The sequence below is a fragment of the Xanthomonas sp. AM6 genome (assembly GCF_025665335.1).
In the GTDB taxonomy this organism is placed as follows: domain Bacteria; phylum Pseudomonadota; class Gammaproteobacteria; order Xanthomonadales; family Xanthomonadaceae; genus Xanthomonas_A.
On sequence record NZ_CP106869.1, the window covers coordinates 3,125,809 to 3,147,240 of the forward strand.

17 protein-coding genes are annotated in these 21,432 nt (G+C 69.2%); 6 read left to right on the plus strand and 11 right to left on the minus strand.

All coding sequences use genetic code 11. The features are described from left to right. The first annotated feature begins 3 nt into the window (after window positions 1-3). Together OCJ37_RS13135 and OCJ37_RS13140 are read left to right on the plus strand one after the other, a co-directional pair. A complete protein-coding gene (locus tag OCJ37_RS13135) occupies window positions 4-411 on the plus strand; it encodes an HIT domain-containing protein (RefSeq protein ID WP_263109952.1) in 408 nt (135 codons plus the stop codon). Window positions 412-439: 28 nt separating this feature from the next. Then, entirely contained in the window at window positions 440-607 is a 168-nt protein-coding gene (locus tag OCJ37_RS13140) for a LiaI-LiaF-like domain-containing protein (RefSeq protein ID WP_003467495.1), read from the plus strand. A gap of 124 nt (window positions 608-731) precedes the next feature. Here OCJ37_RS13140 and OCJ37_RS13145 read toward each other — a convergent pair whose 3' ends face one another. The 3 genes from OCJ37_RS13145 to apbC all read right to left on the minus strand — a co-directional run bounded on the left by OCJ37_RS13145 (window position 732) and on the right by apbC (window position 2,848). Next, on the minus strand, window positions 732-1,259 hold the full coding sequence (locus OCJ37_RS13145; RefSeq protein WP_263109957.1) for an RDD family protein: 528 nt from the start codon (window positions 1,257-1,259) through the stop codon (window positions 732-734). 34 nt (window positions 1,260-1,293) lie between these two features. Further along, window positions 1,294-1,866, minus strand: a complete 573-nt coding sequence (gene dcd, locus OCJ37_RS13150) for a dCTP deaminase (protein ID WP_263109959.1) — start codon at window positions 1,864-1,866, stop codon at window positions 1,294-1,296. A gap of 130 nt (window positions 1,867-1,996) precedes the next feature. Next, entirely contained in the window at window positions 1,997-2,848 is an 852-nt protein-coding gene (apbC, locus tag OCJ37_RS13155; RefSeq protein ID WP_263109960.1) for an iron-sulfur cluster carrier protein ApbC, read from the minus strand. Window positions 2,849-3,626: 778 nt separating this feature from the next. Between apbC and OCJ37_RS13160 the strand changes: the two genes are divergently transcribed. Then, window positions 3,627-6,374 carry a TonB-dependent receptor plug domain-containing protein gene (locus tag OCJ37_RS13160; RefSeq protein WP_263113685.1) on the plus strand — a complete coding sequence of 916 codons (2,748 nt, stop codon included), beginning with the start codon at window positions 3,627-3,629 and terminating at the stop codon, window positions 6,372-6,374. 169 nt (window positions 6,375-6,543) lie between these two features. Here the strand turns inward: OCJ37_RS13160 and OCJ37_RS13165 are convergent, their stop codons facing one another. Both OCJ37_RS13165 and OCJ37_RS13170 read right to left on the minus strand, forming a co-directional pair. Continuing rightward, the gene (locus OCJ37_RS13165; RefSeq protein ID WP_263109962.1) at window positions 6,544-8,133 is read right to left on the minus strand and encodes a tetratricopeptide repeat-containing sulfotransferase family protein; all 1,590 of its coding nucleotides are present in this window, start codon (window positions 8,131-8,133) and stop codon (window positions 6,544-6,546) included. A 233-nt stretch (window positions 8,134-8,366) separates the two neighbouring features. Further along, window positions 8,367-9,968, minus strand: a complete 1,602-nt coding sequence (locus OCJ37_RS13170; protein ID WP_263109963.1) for a phytoene desaturase family protein — start codon at window positions 9,966-9,968, stop codon at window positions 8,367-8,369. A 206-nt stretch (window positions 9,969-10,174) separates the two neighbouring features. On the opposite strand from OCJ37_RS13170, the gene OCJ37_RS13175 reads away from it, so the two are divergent. Continuing rightward, window positions 10,175-12,280 carry a M13 family metallopeptidase gene (locus OCJ37_RS13175; protein ID WP_263109964.1) on the plus strand — a complete coding sequence of 702 codons (2,106 nt, stop codon included), beginning with the start codon at window positions 10,175-10,177 and terminating at the stop codon, window positions 12,278-12,280. A 288-nt stretch (window positions 12,281-12,568) separates the two neighbouring features. Continuing rightward, window positions 12,569-14,578 (plus strand): M13 family metallopeptidase, encoded by a 2,010-nt coding sequence (locus OCJ37_RS13180; protein WP_263109965.1) that lies wholly within the window; start codon window positions 12,569-12,571, stop codon window positions 14,576-14,578. A 386-nt stretch (window positions 14,579-14,964) separates the two neighbouring features. Here the strand turns inward: OCJ37_RS13180 and OCJ37_RS13185 are convergent, their stop codons facing one another. From OCJ37_RS13185 to OCJ37_RS13210, 6 genes are all read right to left on the minus strand, one after another. Beyond that, window positions 14,965-15,621 carry a rhomboid family intramembrane serine protease gene (locus OCJ37_RS13185; protein WP_263109966.1) on the minus strand — a complete coding sequence of 219 codons (657 nt, stop codon included), beginning with the start codon at window positions 15,619-15,621 and terminating at the stop codon, window positions 14,965-14,967. 40 nt (window positions 15,622-15,661) lie between these two features. Then, the gene (locus OCJ37_RS13190) at window positions 15,662-16,030 is read right to left on the minus strand and encodes an MGMT family protein (RefSeq protein ID WP_263109967.1); all 369 of its coding nucleotides are present in this window, start codon (window positions 16,028-16,030) and stop codon (window positions 15,662-15,664) included. Beyond that, window positions 16,027-16,962, minus strand: a complete 936-nt coding sequence (locus OCJ37_RS13195; RefSeq protein WP_263109969.1) for a DMT family transporter — start codon at window positions 16,960-16,962, stop codon at window positions 16,027-16,029. Before OCJ37_RS13195 ends, OCJ37_RS13190 begins: the two co-directional genes overlap by 4 nt. Before the next feature lie 226 nt (window positions 16,963-17,188). After that, complete coding sequence (gene gorA, locus OCJ37_RS13200) at window positions 17,189-18,547, minus strand: glutathione-disulfide reductase (protein WP_263109970.1); 1,359 nt, start codon at window positions 18,545-18,547, stop codon at window positions 17,189-17,191. A gap of 271 nt (window positions 18,548-18,818) precedes the next feature. Beyond that, window positions 18,819-20,069, minus strand: a complete 1,251-nt coding sequence (locus tag OCJ37_RS13205) for a DUF418 domain-containing protein (RefSeq protein ID WP_263109972.1) — start codon at window positions 20,067-20,069, stop codon at window positions 18,819-18,821. Window positions 20,070-20,263: 194 nt separating this feature from the next. Beyond that, entirely contained in the window at window positions 20,264-20,743 is a 480-nt protein-coding gene (locus OCJ37_RS13210; protein ID WP_263109973.1) for an FKBP-type peptidyl-prolyl cis-trans isomerase, read from the minus strand. A gap of 175 nt (window positions 20,744-20,918) precedes the next feature. On the opposite strand from OCJ37_RS13210, the gene OCJ37_RS13215 reads away from it, so the two are divergent. Then, complete coding sequence (locus OCJ37_RS13215) at window positions 20,919-21,392, plus strand: C40 family peptidase (protein WP_263109974.1); 474 nt, start codon at window positions 20,919-20,921, stop codon at window positions 21,390-21,392. The last annotated feature ends 40 nt before the right edge of the window (window positions 21,393-21,432 follow it).

Genomic DNA, 21,432 nt, shown 5'->3' on the forward strand with positions numbered 1-21,432 from the left:
CCGATGCCCGATTTCGTCCTCGATCCGCGGCTGCAGGCCGACAGCGCGTTCGTCGCCGACGGCCCGCTGTCGCAGGTGCGACTGATGGACGACGCGCGCTTCCCCTGGCTGCTGCTGGTACCGCGCGTGGCCGACGCCAGCGAATGGATCGACCTGGACGGCGCCCAACAGCGCCTGCTGCTGGCCGAGATCAACCAGCTCTCGCAGTTGCTGCGCGCCGAGCCGGGGGTGCACAAGCTCAACCTCGGCGCGCTGGGCAACATCGTGCGCCAGCTGCACGTGCATCTGGTCGGGCGTCACGAAGGCGATGCGGCCTGGCCCGGGCCGGTCTGGGGCAGCGGCCCGGCGCAGCGGCTGGACGCCGACGACCTGCAGGCCCGTGTTGCGGCATGGCGGCAACGGCTACGATAGGCGCCCTTTTTGCGGAAGCCGCGTCTCCATGAAATCCAATGTGATCGCCGCCATCGTGCTGATCGTGATCGGCCTGGTGTTCCTGGCCAACAACCTCGGCTGGACCAACCTCAGCCTGGGCCGGCTGATCGCCACCTGGTGGCCGGCGATCCTGGTCGCGGTCGGCGTGGGCATGCTGTTCGGGCGCGGCAAGTAGGGGCCGGGATTGGTGATTCGGGATCGGGGATTCGATCCAGCGGTCCATATCCCGGCTGCTTGAGCCATGCGACCGGCCTCGGGCCGGTCGCATGGCTGGCGCAGGTCGGCGCGGTCGCGCCGCCTCAGCGGCGGACGTTGACCACCTGGGTGCCGGCGATCAGGTCGTGCAGGCAGCGCTTGTCCCGGCGGAAGATGAACAGCGCATCGATCAGCGCGTAGAAGTTGCCCACCACCGGCACCAGCGACAGCAACTGGGTCGGCAGGTAGCGCAGCACGAGCAGCCGCCACAGCGGCGGCTGTACGCCGTCCAGATCGACGATGCGGATCCACAGCAGCTTCTTGCCCCAGGTCTGACCGGTCTTGGCCAGCGGATAGCCCTGCACCACCACGAACATCACGAACGCCAGCGCCACGTAGCCGGCCATGGTCAGGAACGAAATCGCCTCGCCGCCGCGCGCCGCGTCCATGACCTTGCCGAAATAGCCGGTGACCGCGGCCACCGGCAGGAAGGTCGCCAGCGAGATCACGCCGTCGATCAGCGATGCGCCCAGGCGCTCGCCGCGGCCGGCCAGCACGTCGGCACCGTCCGGCGCCAACGGCACCGACGGCAGTGGCGCTTCCGGCGCCTGGTAGGGATTGGGATCGTTCATTGCGCGCTCCTTGCTTGTGGGGTTGGAAAAAGACTCAGGTTCTGGGCAGGGTGACGCCGGTCTGGCCCTGGTACTTGCCGCCGCGGTCCTTGTAGCTGGTCTCGCAGACGTCGTCGGCATCGGACTGGAAGAACAGCATCTGCGCCACGCCCTCGTTGGCGTAGATGCGCGCCGGCAGCGGCGTGGTGTTGCTGAACTCCAGGGTGACGTGGCCTTCCCACTCCGGCTCCAGCGGGGTGACGTTGACGATGATGCCGCAGCGCGCGTAGGTGCTCTTGCCCAGGCACACCACCAGGGTGTCGCGCGGGATGCGGAAGAACTCCACCGTGCGCGCCAACGCGAAGCTGTTGGGCGGGATGATGCACTCGTCGGCCTCGATGTCGACGAAGCTCTTGGGATCGAAGCGCTTGGGGTCGACGATGGTCGAGTTGATGTTGGTGAACACCTTGAACTCGCGCGAGCAGCGCACGTCGTAGCCGTAGCTGGAGGTGCCGTAGCTGACGATGCGTTCGCCGTTGGCCTGCTTCACCTGGCCCGGCTCGTACGGCGAGATCATGCCGTGTTGCTCGGACATGCGGCGGATCCAGCGGTCGCTCTTGATGCTCATGCGTATTCCTGATGCCTGTGGCGGCAGGCCGGAAACCCTGCCCGCCGGGAGCGCGGCCGACGCCGGAGCGGGCCGCAGTGACCGGCGATTCTAGCCGGTCGCGACGCGTTCGCGGCAGCTGTGGCGCCGCTCAGAGCAGCGAGGCGGAAATCGGGATCGATGCCCGCGGCCGCTTGCGCAGCTCCTCGGTCAGGCGCTGCGCGGTGGCCAGATAGGCCTGCGCGGCGGCCGACTCCGGGGCCGCGGCCACGATCGGAGTACCGGCGTCGCCCTGCTCGCGGATCGCGATCGCCAGCGGCAGCGAGCCCAGCAGCGGCACGCCGTACTGCTGCGCCATGCGCTGGCCGCCGCCCTCGCCGAACAGGTGCTCGACGTGCCCGCACTGCGTGCAGGTATGCACCGCCATGTTCTCGACGATGCCCAGCACCGGCACCTCGACCTTCTCGAACATCTTCAGCGCCTTCTTCGCATCCAGCGTGGCGATGTCCTGCGGCGTGGTGACGATCACCGCGCCGGCCACCGGGATCTTCTGCGCCAGGGTCAGCTGGATGTCGCCGGTGCCCGGCGGCAGGTCGATCAGCAGGTAGTCCAGGTCGTCCCACAGCGTATCGGTGAACAGCTGGGTCAGCGCCGAGGTCGCCATCGGCCCGCGCCAGATCATCGGCGTGTCCTGGTCCACCAGCAGCCCGATCGACATCGCCTCGATGCCGAACGCACGCATCGGCTCGATCGACTTGTTGTCGGGACTGTCCGGGCGCCCGCTCAGGCCCAGCATGGCCGGCACGCTGGGACCATAGACATCGGCATCCAGCACCCCGACCCGCGCGCCCTGGCGCTGCAGCGCCAGCGCCAGGTTGACCGCGGTGGTGGACTTGCCCACGCCGCCCTTGCCGGAACCGATGGCGATGACATTGCGGATCCGCGGCAGCGGCGACAGGTTGGGCTGGACGGCATGGGCGGGGATGCGGGGACGGTCGGTCATCGGAAAACTCGCAGGGAACCGCAGCGCACGGGCATACGGCGGAAATGAGGATGGCAGCGGCGAGCGCCGTGTTGGGGCAACGGGCGTCGCAGCGGGTCGAATGGAGGGACATGACTATACAAGTGCAGCGCGCTGCCCACGCCGGTGCGCGTCCGGGCCAGGCCGCTGGCCGCGGTCGCGCCAGCGCAGTTCTGGCCGGGCCGCGGCCAACCGCGGCCTCGGCAGTGCGTCGGCAACCCGGCGGCGGATGCCCCGAGGAGGGCAAGGACCGCAGCGTCAGCAGGCGATCGCGGCAACGCGCCCGCCGCCGAACGACCGCTCCCCATTATGGCGAAACCCGCTCACCAGATTGGTGCAGGGGGTGGCCTTCGGCAATGCCTGCCTCGATCGCGGGAATGCCCGGCTTAACGACGTTCCGAGCGGCCCCGGCACTAGCACAAGTCGCTATTCAGTGACATGGCCCATGTAACGCCCTGAAATGGTGCAAAGCAGCGTCAGCGGCGCCGCCAAGCGCACGTAACGTCATGTTTGACGGGCGTTTGCAGCCAAATCGCGGCAGATTCAATCCGTAGACGAAAAAGGTGACAGATCTGTACAAACGGCGTTAAGTTCATGTTACGTTTGGGTTGCTCGCACGGATGCGAATCCAATTTCAAGGCGATCGCGGCACGAGGCCCCTCGCCTTTTCATTCTGGTTTTTCGGGGATAGACAGAGATGACTGCTCGTCAGACACGTAGTTTCAAGCACAGCCGCCTGAGCGCGGCCCTGGTCACCGCGATGGTCGTGCCGGCCGCGTTCAGCGCCTTCGCGCAGGACAGCACCGACACCAAGGCGACCGACCTGGAGCGGGTCACCGTCACCGGCTCGCTGATCCCGCAGAGCGAGATCGAGACCGCCACGCCGGTCACCACCATCACCGCCGAAGACATCAAGGCCCGCGGCTTCAACTCGGTGGCCGACGTGCTGCAGAAGAGCTCGTTCGCGACCGGCGCCGTCCAGGGCGGACAGACCTCCGGCTCCTTCACCCAGGGCGCGAAGACGGTCAGCCTGTTCGGCCTGTCGCCGGGCTACGTGAAGTACCTGATCGACGGCCGGCCGATGTCGAACTACCCGGCGCTGTACAACGGCAGCGACACCTTCAACAACATCAGCGGCATTCCGATCGACCTGGTCGACCGCATCGAGATCCTGCCGGGCGGCCAGTCGTCGCTGTACGGCTCCGACGCGATCGCCGGCGTCATCAACGTCATTCTCAAGAAGAAGATGGACGGCGCGGTGTTCAGCATCCGCGGCGGCGGCTACTCCGAAGGCGGCGGCAGCAACTTCCGCGCGACCTTCGCCGACGGCTGGACCTCGGCCGACGGCCGCACCAGCGTGCTCGGCGGCGTGCAGTACGAAGAGAAGGACCCGATCTGGGCCTACGACCGCGGCCTGACCAGGCAGTACAACACGCAGGGCTACACCGCGCCGCTGATCAGCCGCGACTTCCTGGTGTACAGCCCGTTCACCAGCTACAAGTTCCTGGACCCGGCCAACTGCGGCAACATCTCCGGCCTGTTCGGCGGCACCATGGAACTGCAACGGCGTCCGGGCTTCGGCGACGAGTACTACTGCGGCTCCAAGTACACCCCGGGCTACCGCACCCTGGACAACGGCCAGAAGTCGCTGCAGGCGTACGTGCACGGCACCTTCGACCTCAACGACAACGTGCAGCTGTACGGCGACGTGCTCTACAGCAAGGACCAGGTCAAGTACAACTCCGGCGGCAACTATCTGTGGTGGGGTACCAACGCCGACTTCGGCTACTACTATGACCCGAACCTGGACGACCTGGTCAACCTGCAGCGCTCGTTCGCGCCTGAGGAAGTCGGCCCGAACGGCTTCAACGACACGATGAGCCGCGACACCAGCGAGTCGGTGCGCGTGACTTTCGGCGCGCAGGGCACGCTCGGCCAGTCGAGCTGGGACTACGACGCCGGCGTCACCTACACCCAGTACGAACTGGAAGAGCGCAACTTCGTCCGCTTCAAGGACCCGATCGACCAGTTCTTCATCAACAAGGTGCTGGGACCGCAGCAGGGCCTGGATCCGTACTACGACGCCTATCCGGTCTTCACCCCCGACTACGCGGCGTTCTACTCGCCGATCACGCCGGAGGAATTCGCCAGCTTCACCGGCCATGCCACCAACAAGAGCAAGACCTCCGACGGCATGCTGCGCCTGCAGCTGACCAATGCCAAGCTGTTCGCTCTGCCCGGCGGCGACGCGGGCCTGGCCGTGGTGGGCGAGTACGGCAAGCAGAAGTGGAACTACGATCCGGCGCCGGAGATCCTCAACGGCGAGGTGTGGGGCCTGACCTCGGTGGCCGGCGGCGGCGACCGCGACCGCTACGCGCTGACCTCGGAACTGCGCATGCCGGTGTTCGACCCGCTGACCATCACCCTGGCCGGCCGCTACGACGCGTTCAAGGCCAGCGGCACCACCGTCGACAAGCCGACCTACAGCGTCGCGCTGGAATACCGTCCGTTCCAGTCGCTGCTGCTGCGCGGCAAGTACGGCACCGCGTTCCGCGCGCCGACGCTGTCCGACCAGTACCAGGGCGAGAGCGGCTACTACAACACGGTGATCGACTACTACCAGTGCGCGCAGCGCGGCTTTCTGCCGGGCAATACCGACACCTGCCCGGCCGCCTACTCCAGCCGCCAGTTCTTCGGCACCCAGTCCGGCAACCTCGGCCTGAAGCCGATCAACGCCGACGTGTGGAGCGCAGGCGTGGTGTGGTCTCCGCTCGATCGCATGGCGCTGACCTTCGACTACCTCAACTGGGACATCAGCGATGAAGTCACCCAGCAGAGCGCCAATGCGCTGAGCCTGCAGGACTACCGTTGCCGCGCCGGCATCGACGACATCAATTCGGCGCTGTGCACCAGCGCGATGGCGCAGGTCACCCGCAACGCGGCCGGCCAGATCACGGAGATCTACACCCCGAAGATCAACGTGTCCAACCAGAAGCTGGAGATGGCCGTGGCCTCGTTCCGCTACGGCTACGACTTCGGGCGCTGGGGCGATCTCAGCATGATCGCCAGCTACACCCAGAAGATCAGCCACGAGTACACGCAGTACGCGGGCGACGAGCCGGTCGACCTGCTCAACGATCCGTACTGGAGCGTGGACCCGAAGCGCAAGGCGGACGCCTCGTTGACCTGGGAGATCGGCGACTTCTCGACCACCTGGTACGCCAGCTGGTTCGACAAGACCCCGAACTACGCGGCCACGATCAGCGAGGCGGGCTATGCCGCGCCCCGCGCCGGCAAGCTGCCCTCGCACATCACCCACAACGCTAGCATCACCTACACGGCGTTCGAGGGCATGGAGCTGTCGCTGATGGTGAACAACGTGTTCAACAAGATGCCGCCCTTCGACGCGTCCTACCCGGGCAGCTCGAGCTCGCCGTACAACTCGTACAACTTCGACGTGTACGGCCGCGCGTACTACCTGGAAATGCGCTACGCGTTCGGCAAGTAATCAAGCGTCAAGCGACACCAAGGCCCACCCGCAAGGGTGGGCTTTTTTTTGCGCGGCCGCCGGCCGCGGGACATGTACGCCATCTTCGGTGAGGACGCATCGTCCACAGGAACGTCCCGAGGCCGTGCGCCCGCGATGGCGCGGCGTTCGCCTTCGACCCGTTACCGTTTCAGCGGCCGTCGCGCCCCTGCACCCGCAGCGACTGGGTATCGAGCAACTGCTTCAGCTCGGCAAGGTCCTCGCCGTAGCGCCGCCAACGCCCCATGTAGGCGCGCGTCATCGAGGTGCGTACCTGGACCACGCTGGCGGTGGCCACCGGCGCCTGGTTCTGCTCGAAACGCAGGCAAGCCTCGTCCCACGGCAATCCGCAGAACTCCAGCAGGCGGCGCGTGGTCGCTTCCTGCTCCAGCACCAGGTCCTCGTAGTCGATTTCCAGGAAGCGTTGCGGGAACAGCGCGCGCCAGTGCGCCATCAGCCGCTCGAACATCAGGTAGTAGCGGCCGACGTCCATCAGGTCGAACGAGTAGTCGTAGTACGGCGAGGACAATGCGAACAGCTGGCGGAAGTTGCTCAAACAGGTATCCATCGGATCGCGGTGCAGGCAGACGATGCGCGCGTTCGGCAAGGCACGCGCGATGTGCCCCACGTACAGGAAGTTGTGCGGCAGCTTGTCCACGAAGCGCGGCTTGGCGGCAGTGCCTGGACGGGTGGACTCGACGTAGGCGCGGCCCAGTTCGCGCCAATCCAGCCCTTGCAACCGGGTCAGCGTGTCCACATCGAGAATCGCCGGCGACGGCGTTCGCACCATGCGCTTGAGCACCACCGAGAAGTTCTGCAGTTCGCCGGCCGAATGCACCTGCGGATGGCTGGACAGGATCCGGTCGACCAGGGTGGTTCCGCTGCGCGGCATGCCGACCACGAAGATCGGCTCTTCGCTGTCGAAGCCCGGCGCCGGCGCGTCGCCGGCATGGAACGTCCGGTGCAAGGCATCGAACAACTGTTGGTCGCGGCTGGACGTGTAGCCGCGCGCGCGTTTCTGCACCGCCTTGCCCTGCACATAGCCACGGAATGCCGCATGGTAATCGCCGATGTCCTCGTGCTCCTTGGCCAGCGCCAGGTTGAGGTGCAGCACGGCTTCCGGCACGTCGCCGGCCGAGGCCAGCACGCGCTGCAGCAGGGCCAGGTTGTTCTCCTCCGCGGTCCATTTGCGCAGCTGCGACAGCGACAGGTACACCTTCCAGTAGCGCGGCTCCAGGGCCAGGCAGGCCCGGTATTCCTGCTCGGCCTCCTGCAGGCGCCCGGAGAACAGCAGCGAGGTGCCGAGGTTGTAGCGGAAGCTGGCCTGCTGCGGTGCGAGTTGCACCGCCTGGGTGAACGCGCCCAGCGCGGCGACGTGCTCGTTGACCTGGGTATAGACGACGCCCAACGTGTCCAGCGTGTGCGCGTCGGTCGGATGCAACGCCATCGCCTGGTCGGCGAAGCGATGCGCCTCCTGCATGAAGCGCCCCATCGCCAGCACCTTGGCCAACTGCGTCGCATAGTCCGCGCGCTCGGGATTCAGCGTCGTCGCCTGGTACAGGTGCGCCGCCGCAGGTTGCATCTGCTTCAACTCCAAGGCCGCCACGCCGGCCACGAAATGCACGCCAGCGTGTTGCGGCAACGATCGCAACAGGTGTTGCGCGAGTCGCTGCGCCTGACCCCAGTCGCGCTGGTTGAGCGCGGCGACGGCCTGGTTGTAGAGCTGAACCTGTTCGGTCATGGAGGAGCCTGGTGTCTTTGGGAGCCGGTGATGACGCGAGAACGCCACGGTTCGACGGCCGGCCGGCCATTATGCCCGGCGAGCGCGGCGGCGACCTTGGAACGGATGCCCTGCTCCAGGTCGGCATCCGGTCCGAGCGGCGAGGCATGGCCGTGACTGCACCGGCGCCACGGCGGCGCCGATGAAGCGAAGACAACGGGGCCACCAAGGCGACCGGACTGCCGCCGCCGTGCTCAGCGGCGGCCATCGCCCAGCAGCGCCATCGCCGCATTGTGCCCGGGCGCGCCGGTCACGCCGCCGCCCGGATGGGTGCCGGAGCCGCACAGGTACAGCCCGGGAATCGCGCCGCGGTAGTTGGCCTGGCCGAGCATCGGGCGGGCGCTGAACAACTGGTTGAGGCTCAGCGCGCCATGGAAGATGTCGCCGCCGACCAGACCGAAGCTGCGCTCCAGGTCCAGCGGGGTCAGCGCCTGCCGGCCCAGCACCGAGGCGGCGAAACCCGGCGCGTAGCGTTCGACGGTGGCGATCATCAGGTCGGCGACTTCGTCGCGGTGCGCGTCCCAGCTGCGCCCGTCCGGCAGCTGCGGCGCCACGTGCTGGCAGAACAGGCTGGCCACGTGCTGGCCGGGCGGCGCCAGCGACCCGTCCAGCGTGCTGGGGATCAGCAGTTCGACGATCGGCTCGCGCGACCAGCCGTGCTCGCGCGCGTCGCGATAGGCGCGATCCATGTAGTCCAGGCTCGGCGCCAGGATGATGCCGGCGGTGAGGTGGTCGCCCTGCCCCGGCAGCGCGCGGAACTGCGGCAGCCGCGACAGCGCCACGTTCATCCGGAACGTGCCCGAGCCGCAGCGCCAGTGCGCCATGCGTTCGCGGGTGGCGGCCGGCACGTGCGCCGGGTCGAGCAGGCGCTCGTACAGCAGCTTGGGATTGACGTTGGCGACGACGCGGCGCGCATGCAGCCGCTCGCCGTGTTCGGTGACCACGCCGACCGCGCGCCCGTCCTCGACCAGGATCTCGCGCACGCCGGCGTCGGTGCGGATCTGCGCGCCGGCCGCGATCGCCGCCCTGGCCATCGCCTGGGTGATCGCGCCCATGCCGCCGAGCGCATGGCCCCAGGCGCCCTTGACCCCATTGCTCTCGCCGAACACGTGGTGCAGCAGCACGTACGCCGAGCCCGGCGTGTACGGGCTGGCGTAGTTGCCGACGATGCCGTCGAAGCCGAACAAGGCCTTGACCGGGTCGCTCTCGAACCAGCGTTCCAGGTATTCGGCGGCGGAGATCGTGAACAGGTCCAGCAGTTCCTGGCGCAGGCCGGGACCGAGCGCATGCAGGCGGCGGCCGAGGCGGCCGGCGCGCAGCAGTTCCGGCAGCGCCTGCGTCCAGCCGCCGTCGGTGACGTTCGGCGGCGGCTGCAGCGCCAGCGCGCGCAGCACGTCGGCGATGCGTTCCAGGTGCGCCTCGTAGGCCGGCAGGCGCTCGGCGTCGCGGGCGGAGAAGGTCGCCACCTGCGCCTGGGTGATGCCGGCGCCGGCGAGCAGGTAGCGGTCGTCGGGCAGCGGCACGAAGTTGTTGCAGCGGCGCGGCACGATGCGCAGGCCGTGCGCGGCCAGGTCGAGGTCGGCGATCACCTTCGGTTGCAGCAACGACACCGTGTAGGCGGCCACCGAATTGCGGAAGCCGGGATGGAATTCCTCGGTGACCGCGGCGCCGCCGACCACGCCGCGCCGCTCCAGCACCGTGACCTTCCAGCCGGCACGCGCCAGGTAGGCGGCGCAGACCAGGCCGTTGTGGCCGGCGCCGACGATCAGGGCATCGCAGGACGGTTCGCGCTTCATCGCGGGAATCATATCGAGTAGCGCGATGGCCCGCGCGCGGCGCGGCGGCGGCGGCCGGCCCTGCGCCGGCCGACCGCGCCACCCAGCCCATGACCTTCGACACCCCTGAAACCCCGGGCAGCGGCGTACAGTCTCGCCACGGCCTCCGGGCCATTTCCGTATCCACGCTGGCTTGGAGCTTCCTTGTGACCTTTCGCAATCCCCAGATGTTGCTGTTGACCCTGGCCGTGAGCGCCGCGCTGAGCGGCTGCAACAAGCCCGACGCGGCCGCCCCCGCCGCCGACACCGCCAAGACCGAGGCCGCCGCACCGGCCGCCGCCGCCGCGGCGCCGACCGAGCTCAAGCTCGACGCCAGCAAGCTGCCGGCCTACAACGCGTTCAATGCCAACGACCTGGACCCGGCCAAGGACGCCTGCGGCGACTTCGCCGGCTACGTCAACGGCAAGTGGCTGGCCGCCAACGAAATCCCCAAGGACCGCAGCAGCTGGGGCGCGTTCTCGATCCTGGACGAGCGCTCGGTCGCCGTGCAGCACCAACTGGCCGAGCAGGCCGCCGCTGCGGCCAACGCGCAGGGCGTGGACAAGATCGTCGGCGATTTCTGGGCCTCGGGCATGGACGAAGCCAAGGTCAACGCGCAGGGCATCGAACCGCTGAAGGCCGACCTGGCCGCGATCGACGGCCTCAAGGACGGCCCGGCGGTGGCCGAGTACCTGCGCCAGAGCGCGGCCAAGGGCGAGAACGGCCTGTTCGGCTTCGGCGCCGAGGCCGACTTCAAGAACTCGTCGATGAACATGGCCTACGCGATGCAGGCCGGCCTGGGCCTGCCGGACCGCGGCTACTATTTCGACGCCGACAAGAAGGACAAGCTCAAGGCCTACCAGGCGCACGTGGCCAAGGTGCTGGAGCTGTCCGGCGTGCCGGCCGCCGATGCGGCCAAGCAGGCGCAGGACGTGGTGGCGCTGGAAACGCGCCTGGCCAAGGTCTCCAAGTCCAGCGAAGAGATGTCGCGCGACGCCGAGCTGGCCTACAACCCGGTCACCCCGGCCGAGGCCGACAAGCTGACCCCGAACTTCCCGTGGACCAAGTTCTTCGAATCGCAGGGCGTGGCGGTGCCGGAGAAGTTCTCGCTGGCGATCCCGGCGTTCCACCAGGAAGTGAGCAAGGCGCTGGGCGACGCCGATCCGTCGGTGTGGCGCGCCTACCTGCGCTTCCACACCGTCGACAGCGCTTCGCCGTACCTGAGCGATGCGTTCGCGCAGGAGAACTTCGCCTTCTACGGCAAGGAACTCAACGGCCAGGCCGAGATGAAGCCGCGCTGGAAGCGCGTGCTCGGCAGCATCGAGGACGGCGCCGGCGAGGCGATGGGCCAGATGTACGTCAAGGTCGCCTTCTCGCCCGACGCCAAGGCCAAGATGCAGCAGCTGGTCGACAACCTGCGCCAGGCGCTGAAGGCCCGCATCGAGAACCTGAGCTGGATGAGCGACGAAACCAAGGCCAAGGCGATCGCCAAGTGGGAGACGTTCACCCCGAAGATCGGCTACCCGGACAAGTGGCGCGACTACAGCGGCCTGAGCACCCAGCGCGACAGCTACCTGGACAACGTGCGCGCCGCCACCGCGTTCAACTACAAGTACAACCTGAGCAAGATCGGCAAGCCGGTGGACAAGACCGAATGGGGCATGACCCCGCAGACGGTCAACGCCTACTACAATCCGCTGCAGAACGAGATCGTGTTCCCGGCCGCGATCCTGCAGCCGCCGTTCTTCGATCCCAGCGCCGACGAGGCGTTCAACTACGGCGGTATCGGCGCGGTGATCGGCCACGAGATGACCCACGGCTACGACGACCAGGGCGCGCGCTTCGGGCCCAGCGGCAACTTCGAGAACTGGTGGACGCCGACCGACGCCAAGAACTTCGCCGCGCTCACCGGCAAGCTGGTCAAGCAGTTCGACGAGTACAAGGTGAACGGCAAGCCGGTCAACGGCAAGCTGACCCTGGGCGAGAACATCGCCGACCTGGGCGGCCTGTCCACCGCCTACGACGCGATGAAGAAGGCCACCGAGGGCAAGGACGACCCGAAGGTCGGCGGCATGACCCGCGACCAGAACTTCTTCCTCAACTGGGCCACCGTGTGGCGCACCAAGTACACCCCGCAGAATGCGATGGTGCGCCTGACCACCGACCCGCACGCCCCGGCGCAGTTCCGCGCGATGGGCGCGCCGTCGAACCTGCCGGCCTTCGCCGCCGCGTTCCAGTGCAAGGCCGGTTCGCCGATGGTCCGCGCCGGCGACCGGCAGGTCGTGATCTGGTAAGCGCAGCGCCCCGGCGCAACACGAAAAGGCCCGGCATGTCCGGGCCTTTTCTTTGTGCGCAGCGTGCGCTGCGGTGCGATGCCTGCATCCGGCCAGGTGCCGGGCCCGCGCTGCGGGGGCGCTGTCGCAAGGGCAACAGCCAGCGGGCGCAACGGATCGACGACCCGAGCGACACCCCGGCCCACCCATCTGAACCGGTTAGGGACCAACCGCGCCGCGCGCGGACACAGCTGCGGGTCGCGGCTTGTTAAACTCCGCCGACTTTAATCCTGACCGGATTCGCTCCCGATGCTCAATGCCCGTCCGCTTGCCCTCGCCGTCGCCCTCGGCCTGATCGCCCTGGCGTCCACCGCCGATGCCGCGCCCAAGAAGAAGCGCGCCGCCGCCAAGGCGCCCGTCGTCAGCGCCGCCTGCACCGATTTCTACGACTACGCCAACGCCGACTGGCTGAAGAGCAACCCGCTGCCGCAGACCGGCGCGGTGACCGCGCTGGGCCAGTTGTCCGCGCGCGCGCAGCAACAGCAGCGCGACCTGCTCGACGCGTCGATGAAGACGCCGCAGAACGACGTGCAGAAGGCGCTGGGCGATTTCTGGGCCAGCGGCCTGGACGAGGCGGCGGTGGAGAAGGACGGGTCCAACCCGATCGCGCCGCTGCTCAGCCGCATCGACGCGATCAAGAAGGCCAAGGACGTCCCGGCCTCGATCGCCGCGCTGCACCAGGTCGGCATCCCGGTGGCGTTCAACTTCGGCGCCGACGTCGACCTCAAGGCGCTGGACCGCCACATCGGCTACTTCATGCAGGGCGGCATGGGCCTGCCCGACCCGGCCTTCTACACCCGCACCGACGCCGACACCGTGGCGCTGATGGGCCGCTACCGCGCCTACGTCAAGCAGATCCTGACCCTGACCGGCACCCCGGCGGCCAAGCTCGAGGCCGACGCGCAGTCGGTGCTGCAGATCGAGACCGCGCTGGCGCGCAGCGCCAAGTCGCTGGCCGGCATCAACAACCCGTTCAACAACTACGCGCCGATCTCCACCAAGGACCTGAACAAGCAGTACCGCAACCTGCAGCTGGACGCGTTCCTGAAGGCGCAGGGCGTCAACGACGACCTGGTGTCGCTGGCCGACCCGGAGATGTTCAAGCAGCTCGACGGCATGATCACCAGCATCAAGCCGGACCAGTGGAAGGCCTACCTGCGCTGGCGCGTCGGCGATGCGATGGCGCCGTACCTGTCCAAGAGCTTCCGCGACGCCAGCTTCGAGTTCCGCGGCCGCGTGCTGGAAGGCCAGGCCCTGCCGCCGCAGCGCTGGACGCAGGTGCTGGATGCGATCAACGTCGCCGCCGGCCCGATGCTGGGCCGCGAGTATGTCGGCCGCTATCTCAGCGCCGACGCCCGCCGCCAGGCCGAAAGCATCGCCGACCAGGTCCGCAACACCCAGATCGCGGCGGTCAAGCGCAGCACCTGGCTGAGCGACCCGGCGCGCGCCGAAGCGCAGGCCAAGCTGGCCGCGCTGAAGATCGAAGTCGGTGCGCCGCGCCGCGACCTGGACTACAGCGTGCAGCCGATGGGCCGCGGCAGCTTCGGCGGCAACATGCTGATCGCCTCCACCTGGCGCCACCGCGAGGAAATGAAGCGCATCGGCAAGGGCAACGCCGACCGCCGCTGGGACGTGCTGCCGCAGCAGCCGGCGCTGACCTACGACCTGGCCCAGAACCGCCTGATCGTCACCGCCGCGGTGCTGCAGCCGCCGGTGTTCGTCGCCGGCGGCGACGCGGCCGCGCTGTACGGCGGCTACGGCGCGCTGGTCGCGCACGAACTGATCGGCGCGATCGACAGCAAGGGCAGCCTGGTCGACGCCAAGGGCGAGCTGCGCAGCTGGTGGACCCCGGAAGACAAGAGCGCGTGGAACGCACTCAGCGCGCGCGCCGCGGCGCAGTACGGCGCCTACGACTTCCCCGGGGTGAAGGGCGCCAAGGTCAACGGCCAGCTGACCCAGGAAGAGGACCTGACCGACATCGGCAGCGTCGAACTGGCCTGGCAGGCCTACGCCGCCGCCCAGCCCGCCGCCGGCGACGCCGGCAAGCAGGCGTTCTACAAGGCCTGGGCCGGCCTGTGGGCGCAGCAGCTGTCGCCGAACGAAGCGGTGCAGCGCGTCACCGCCGACGTGCACGCACCGGGCCGCTGGCGCGCCAACGGCCCGCTGGCCAACCTGCCCTCCTTCGCCGCCACCTTCACCTGCAAGGCCGGCCAGCCGATGGTCCGCAGCGAGGCCGAGCAGCTGCGCCTCTGGCCGTAACTGCGGTTCGATCGGCGATGTACGCAGGACGGCGCGGGCAACCGCGCCGTCTTGCGTTGTGGCGATGACGATCGACAAGGCGGCGTCGCGGGCGTTCGCTGCCCGACCGAACGGGGCGGTCGGCACGACGCGCACGTGCTGCAGCGGCGCGGCGACCCGGCAACGCATCCCCCATGCATTGCCTGGTTGCCTTCGAGCAGGCGCTCGAACAGCTGCAGGCGGCGCGATTCGCCAACCCTCGAAATACGCCGAGCGCACGCCACAGGGCGCCGCCGCCGAAGCACAGAGCGGCTGCGTGCTATGTGGCTATTTCGGAGCGCCGTCCATCAACGCGTGCACACGTCGACTCGCCACGGCGATGTGCCCACCGACGCAGGCAGGCGCCGCTAGCGCACGATCCGCGGCCGCGGCGGCTTGCGCTTGCCGAACGGCGGCTGCCCGCGCCAGTAGCGGATCAGCAGCCAGCCGAACAGCATGCCGCCCAGGTGCGCGAAATGCGCCACGCCCGGCTGCCAGCCGGTGAAGCCCATGATCAGCTCCAGCGCGCCGAACACGATCACGAAGGTGCGCGCCTTCATCGGGATCGGCGGGAACAGCAGCATCACCCGCTGGTTCGGGAACAGCATGCCGAACGCCAGCAACAGGCCGAACACGCCGCCGGAGGCGCCCAGGGTCGGATACGGCTCGCCGCCGTTGCTGACCGTCCACCAGCCCACCAGCAACTGGCACAGGCCGGCGCCGGCCACGCACACCAGGTAGTAGGTCAGGAAGCGCTTGTTGCCCCAGGTCTGCTCCAGCGGGCCGCCGAACATGTACAGCGCCAGCATGTTGAACAGCAGGTGCGAAAAGCCGCCGTGCAGGAAGCCGTAGGTCAGCAGCTGCCAGATCTGGAAGTTCTGTCCCGGCGAGAACGCATCGAACGCGCCGATCGGCCACAGCATGAACGGTGCGAACGTCTCGTTGCCCAGCAGCATCTGCAGCAGGAACAACACCACATTGCCGATCAGCAAGGCTTGGGTAACGGGCGGAAGTCTGGGGAACATGGTCGTGTCCGTGGCAACTGCCGACCATCATAGCGGCTCGCTATTGCGGCCCCCATAACGCGGCGTCGAGGTCGCGCGCCGGCGTTGGGGCGCGCTTCACCCGCCCGCCCTGTACCGCCACGCCTTCGGCGCGCAGCCGCTGGCACTGTTCGCGGAAGCCGCGCGACCCTTCCGGGAAGGCGATGCGCCCGTCGCTGCGCAGCACGCGGTGCCAGGGCAGCGCCGGATCCTCGTTGCCGCCGAGCACGCGCGCGACCAGCCGCGCGCGGCCCGGCAACCCGGCCAGCATCGCGACCTCGCCGTAGCCGCGCACCTGGCCGGGCGGGATCGCACGGATCGTCGCCAGGATCTTCGCCTGGGCCGCGGCCGACGCCTCGGCGGCGGCCGGCGCGGGATGGCGCCCGCTCATGCCGCCACCGCCCGTGCCGGCCGCGACACCATCAGCACCCCGCCCAGCACCAGCAGCGTGCCGGCGATCTGCCACGGCCCCATCGCCTCGCCCAGCAGCAGCACGCTGAGCACGATGGTCGAGACCGGGCCGAGCATGCCAATCTGCGACGCCAGGCCCGAGCCGATCCGCCGCACCGCCAGCATCGTCGCCAGCACCGGCACCGCGGTGCAGGCGGTACCGTTGAGCAGCGACAGCCAGTACACCTGGTGCGGCAGCGCCAGCGCCTGCAGCGGCCGCAGCAGCAGGAACTGGGCGATGCACAGCACGCAGGCGACCAGGCTGGCATAGGCGGTCAGCCGCACCGCGCCGATCCGCGCCACCATCTGCCCGCTGCCGACCAGGTACAGCGCGTAGGCCAGCGCGCTGCCGAACACCAGCAGGCTGCCCCAGGCGGTGCGTGCGCCGCCGACCTGCAGGTCGTGGCCGAAGGCGAGCAGCACGCCGAGATAGCTCAGCGCCAGCGCCCACAGCTGGCGGCGCTGCGGCCGGCGGCGGAACGCCAGCACCCCGATCAGCAGCACCAGGGTCGGGGTCAGATACAGGATCAACCGCTCCAGCGTGGCGGTGATGTAGGCCAGGCCGAGGAAATCCAGATAGCTGGCCAGGTAGTAGCCGAGCACGCCGAGCGCGCCGATGCGCCAGCGGTCCCCAGGCTGCAGCGGCGCCGCGCGGCGCGCGGCCCACAGCGCCATCGCCGCGAAACACGGCAGCGCCACCAGCATGCGCAGCGCCAGCAGGGTCACCGCGTCCACGCCATAGCGATAGCCGAGCTTGACGATGATCGCCTTGCCGGAAAACGCGATCGCGCCGCCGGCGGCGAGCAACACCCCGCCCAGGTCGGCGTGCGCCGTCGGCAACGCAGCGGAAGTCGGGCGCCCGGACGCATTCATCGCGGACCGGCGCCGAGGCGGAAACGGACATCGGGCATGCGCCCATTCTACGGCCGCCGCGCGCCATGCCCAGCGTTGCCGGCGGTGCGGCGCGCAGGATCGGTGCGAACGCCGCGCGTCGACGCGATCACGGCTGCGCGCGATGCGACGACGAAGAGGACTGCAACGAGTACTGCCTCGCGCCCGCTGCGGTGTTGGGCAGCGTAGCGCCGCGCTGCCCGTCGCCTCAACGCATCAGCGTCACTTCCTCGGCCGAGGTCGGATGGATCGCCACCGTGTCCTCCAGCTGGCGCTTGGTCACGCCCAGCTTCAGCGCCACCGCGAAACCCTGCAGGATCTCGTCGGCGCCGTCGCCGAGCAGGTGGAAGCCGACCACCCGCTCCTCCTCGCCGACGCAGACCAGCTTGAACAGGCTGCGCTGCGGCGAATCGGCCAGCGCATGCAGCATCGGCCGGAAATTGCTGCGGTACACCGTCACCGCTTCGCCGTAGCGCTCCCGCGCCTGCTCCTCGCCGAGCCCGACCTGGCCCAGCGGCGGATGCGAGAACACCACGCTGGGCACGTTCTCGTAGTCCAGCCGCGCCTGCGGCCGGTCGCCGAACAGGCGCTCCATCAGCTTGCGCCCGGCGGCGATCGCCACCGGGGTCAGGCCGACCTTGCCGGCCACGTCGCCGATCGCGTACAGCCCCGGCACGTCGGTGTTCTGGTAATCGTCGACCAGCACTTCGTGCTTGTCGCCCAGCCGCACGCCCAGCGCTTCCAGGCCGATGCCCCGGCTGTTCGGGCGCCGCCCGATCGCGAAGAACGCCTGGTCGACCGCCTCGCCCGCCGTTCCGTCCGCGTCGTACAGCTGCAGACCCTGCGCGCCGCGCCGCAAGGCGCTGGCGCGATAGCCGAAATGCAGGCGCACGCCCTGATGGCGCAGGTTCTCGCCGAGTTGCCGCGCCAGCTCCGCATCGAAGCGCTCCAGCAGGCGGTCGCCCTGCACGTACAGTTCGACGCGGCTGCCCAGCGCCTGCAGCAGGCCGGCCAGTTCCACCGCGATATAGCCGCCGCCGACGATCGCCACCCGCGCCGGCGCCTCGCACAGGTTGAAGAAATCGTCCGACACCAGGCCCAGTTCGGCGCCCTCGATCGACGGCCGCAGCGCGTGCGCGCCGGTGGCGATCACCACGTGGCGGGCGCTGACCCGCACGCCGTCGCCGCACTCGACCGTGTGCGCGTCCAGCAACCGGCCGCGCTGCGGGATCAGCACCACGCCGTCGGCGTCCAGGCGCCGCCGGTAGCTGCCATGGATGTTGCCGATGTAGCCCTGGCGATGCGCCACCAGTTCCGGCCACGACAAGGTGGAATCGGGAATGGAGAAGCCGATGCCGCGCGCCAGATCGATGCGCCCGACCAGATCGGCGGCCAGCCACATCACCTTCTTCGGCACGCAGCCGACGTTGACGCAGGTGCCGCCGAGCGCGTCCGGTTCCAGGATCGCCACGCGCGCACCGAGACCGGCGGCGCGGAACGCGGCGGCCAGGCCGCCGGAACCGCCGCCGAGCACCAGCAGGTCGTAGTCGTAGAGCGCCGCGCTCACCGGCAACGCTCCACGCATTGCGGCGCGGGGTCGGTCGCGGGCGTGGGCCCGCCTGTCAGATCGGCCATCGTGTTGTGTCCTGTCGCGCTGTTGATGCTGATTTCCGAGCATGCCATGGCCGGCGGCACGCCACATGTGAGGACGTCGCGGCGAGCGCCAAGCACGCTCGCGCGGCTGCGGGACTCGTGACGCGTGCAAGCGCCGGGCGCGGCCAAGCAACCCAAGCGCACCGTTGCCGACGCTTTGCGCGTGGCCGAGGGAAAAACCGTGGTCACCGGACCTCAGGCGCGTCGCGACGCCGCAGCGGTTGCCAGCGCAGGTAGCTCGCCGAACGCCACAGCCATTCCATCGGGCCGAAGCGGAAATGCCGCAGCCACAGCTGCGACAACACCACCTGCAGCGCGAACAGCGCGAACGCGAACGGGATCTGCCAGGCGCGCGGCAGGCGTTCGAAATACCCCAGGCCGTAGCCGTAGAAGAGCGTGGTGCACACCAGCGACTGCAGCAGGTAGTTGCTCAGCGCCATGCGCCCGGCCGGCGCCAGCCAGCGCAGCGCCGGGGTGAGGCGCACGATCCAGGCCGCGTAGCCCAGCGCCATCATGCCGCTGGCCACCGTGGACAGCGCGAACGCGGCGGCCAGGCGCAGGTCCAGCCGCGCCGGATCCATCCACGGCTCCAGCCGGAAGCTCAGCAGCATCAGCGCCAGGCCCAGCGGCAGCACGCCCCAGCGCAGCGCCGCCAGCAGCCGCGGACGCCGTTGCGGCTGCGTCGCCAGGCCGCTGCGCACGCACCAGGCGCCGAGCAGGAACATGCCGAAGATGGCGGGCGCATTGAACACCAGCAGGCCCAGCGCATCGACCAGGTCGCGCAGCCGCTGCGCGGTGGCCGCGGCGTAGCTGCCATGGCCGAACACCTGGCGCTGCTCGGCCAGCGCCGTCGCCGCGCGCTGCGCCTGCTCGGCCATGTCCTGCCGCCACTGCACCGCGGCGTGCGGATCGGCCTGCGCCGCCGAGCCGACCGCGCCGGCCAGCAGCGACAGCAGCGGCGCGCACAGGTACACCGCCAGCGCCATCCACGGCAGCCAGCGCGTCGGCGCCTCGCGGAAGGCGAGCAGCATGAACGCCAGCAGCGCATAGCTGACCAGGATGTCCCCGGACCACAGCAGCGTCGCATGCAGCACGCCGATCAGCAGCAGCGCCGCGCTGCGGCGCACGAAGAAGCCGCCGAACGCGCGCCGCGCCGCCTCGGCGCGCTGCGCCATCACCGCAAAGCCCATGCCGAACAGCAACGCGAACAAGGTGTAGAACTTGCCCTGCACCAGCAGGTAGACCGCCGCGTCGGCGACGCGGTCGGCGCCGCGCAGCAGCGGATTCAGCCCGGTCATCGCTTCGTCGAGCGGCCCGACGAAGCCCTCGATGTTCATCAGCAGGATGCCGAGCAGCGCGAAGCCGCGCAGCACGTCCAGCGTGGCGATGCGCTCGGCGGGCGCGACGGGCTGCAGCACGGGGGCGGAGGAAGCCAAGGGATGGCACCGGGCGGAGGACCGGCGATCCGTCGCCGCGGCGCGCGTGCGCCCAGGCGCATGCGCGAAGAACTCTGGGCGGAGCGCGAGCGGCGCGACGCCGCCCGGCGAAGCCGCGCGGGCAACGACCGCGACGCAGCGCCCGCCCACGCGGCAGCGACGGACCCCGCAGGCGGGATCCGCGCCGCGCTCACTCAGTGGTGGTGGCCGCCATCGCCATGCACGTGGCCGTGCTCGATCTCTTCGGCGGTGGCTTCACGCACGTCGATGATCTCCACGTCGAAGTGCAGGTCCTTGCCCGCCATCGGGTGGTTGAGGTCGACGTCGACCACGCTCATGCCGACCTTCTGCACGGTCACCGCGCGCGGGCCGAAGTTGGTCTGCAGCACCACCTGGCTGCCCGGCTGCAGCTTGGTCGCGCCGAAATGCTTCTTCGGCACACGCTGGGTCAGGCCCTCGCGGTATTCGCCGTAGGCGTCGGCGGCGGCCACGTCGACGCCGAAGCTCGCACCGGCTTCCTGGTCCAGCATCGCGTTCTCCAGGCCCGGGATGATGTTGCCGTGGCCGACCAGGATCACCAGCGGATCGCGGTCCTTGGACGTTTCGATCGGCGCCTGGCCGGCTTCCGAGACGGTGTAGTGGAAACGGACGACGCGGTCTTTTTCGATCTTCATGTGCAACTACTCTGCGCTGTGGCTGCCGGGGCAGACGGTGTGGACGGCTTGTCGGCCGACGGGAGCGCCGCCATCATGGCGGCCATCTGAGGTCGCGCATTATCCGGGCTCCATGCACAACACGCCAGTTTCACCGTCCGTGCGCCGCCTGCCTCTCTGGGCCGCCCTGATCTGCATGGCCGTGCTGGCCGCCTGCGGCCGCCAGGAGGTGCGCCCGTCGCGTCCGCCGCCGGCGGTGCGCAGCTGGCCGCAGGTGGTGCCGGCCGACCCGGCCGCGGCCAACGCGGTGCTGATGCGCGCGCTGGGCCTGGTCGGCACGCCCTACCGCTATGGCGGCAACACCCCCGAGTCCGGCTTCGACTGCAGCGGCCTGGTCGCCTACGTCTACCGCGACATGCTCGACCTGCGGCTGCCGCGCACCTCGCGCGAACTGGCCGCGGTGCAGGGCCCCCGGATCGATCCGCAGCGGCTGAGCGCCGGCGACCTGGTGTTCTTCGGCAGCGCCGGCAACGTCAGCCACGTCGGCATCTATGTCGGCGAGGGCCGCTTCGTGCACGCCCCGAGCAGCGGCGGAACGGTCCGCCTGGACTATCTGGACGGGTCGTATTGGCGCGACCACTACACCGGCGCCAAGCGGGTTTTGCACTGAAGTGTGGTTTCGCTCACATTCATAATTACGAAATATTAAC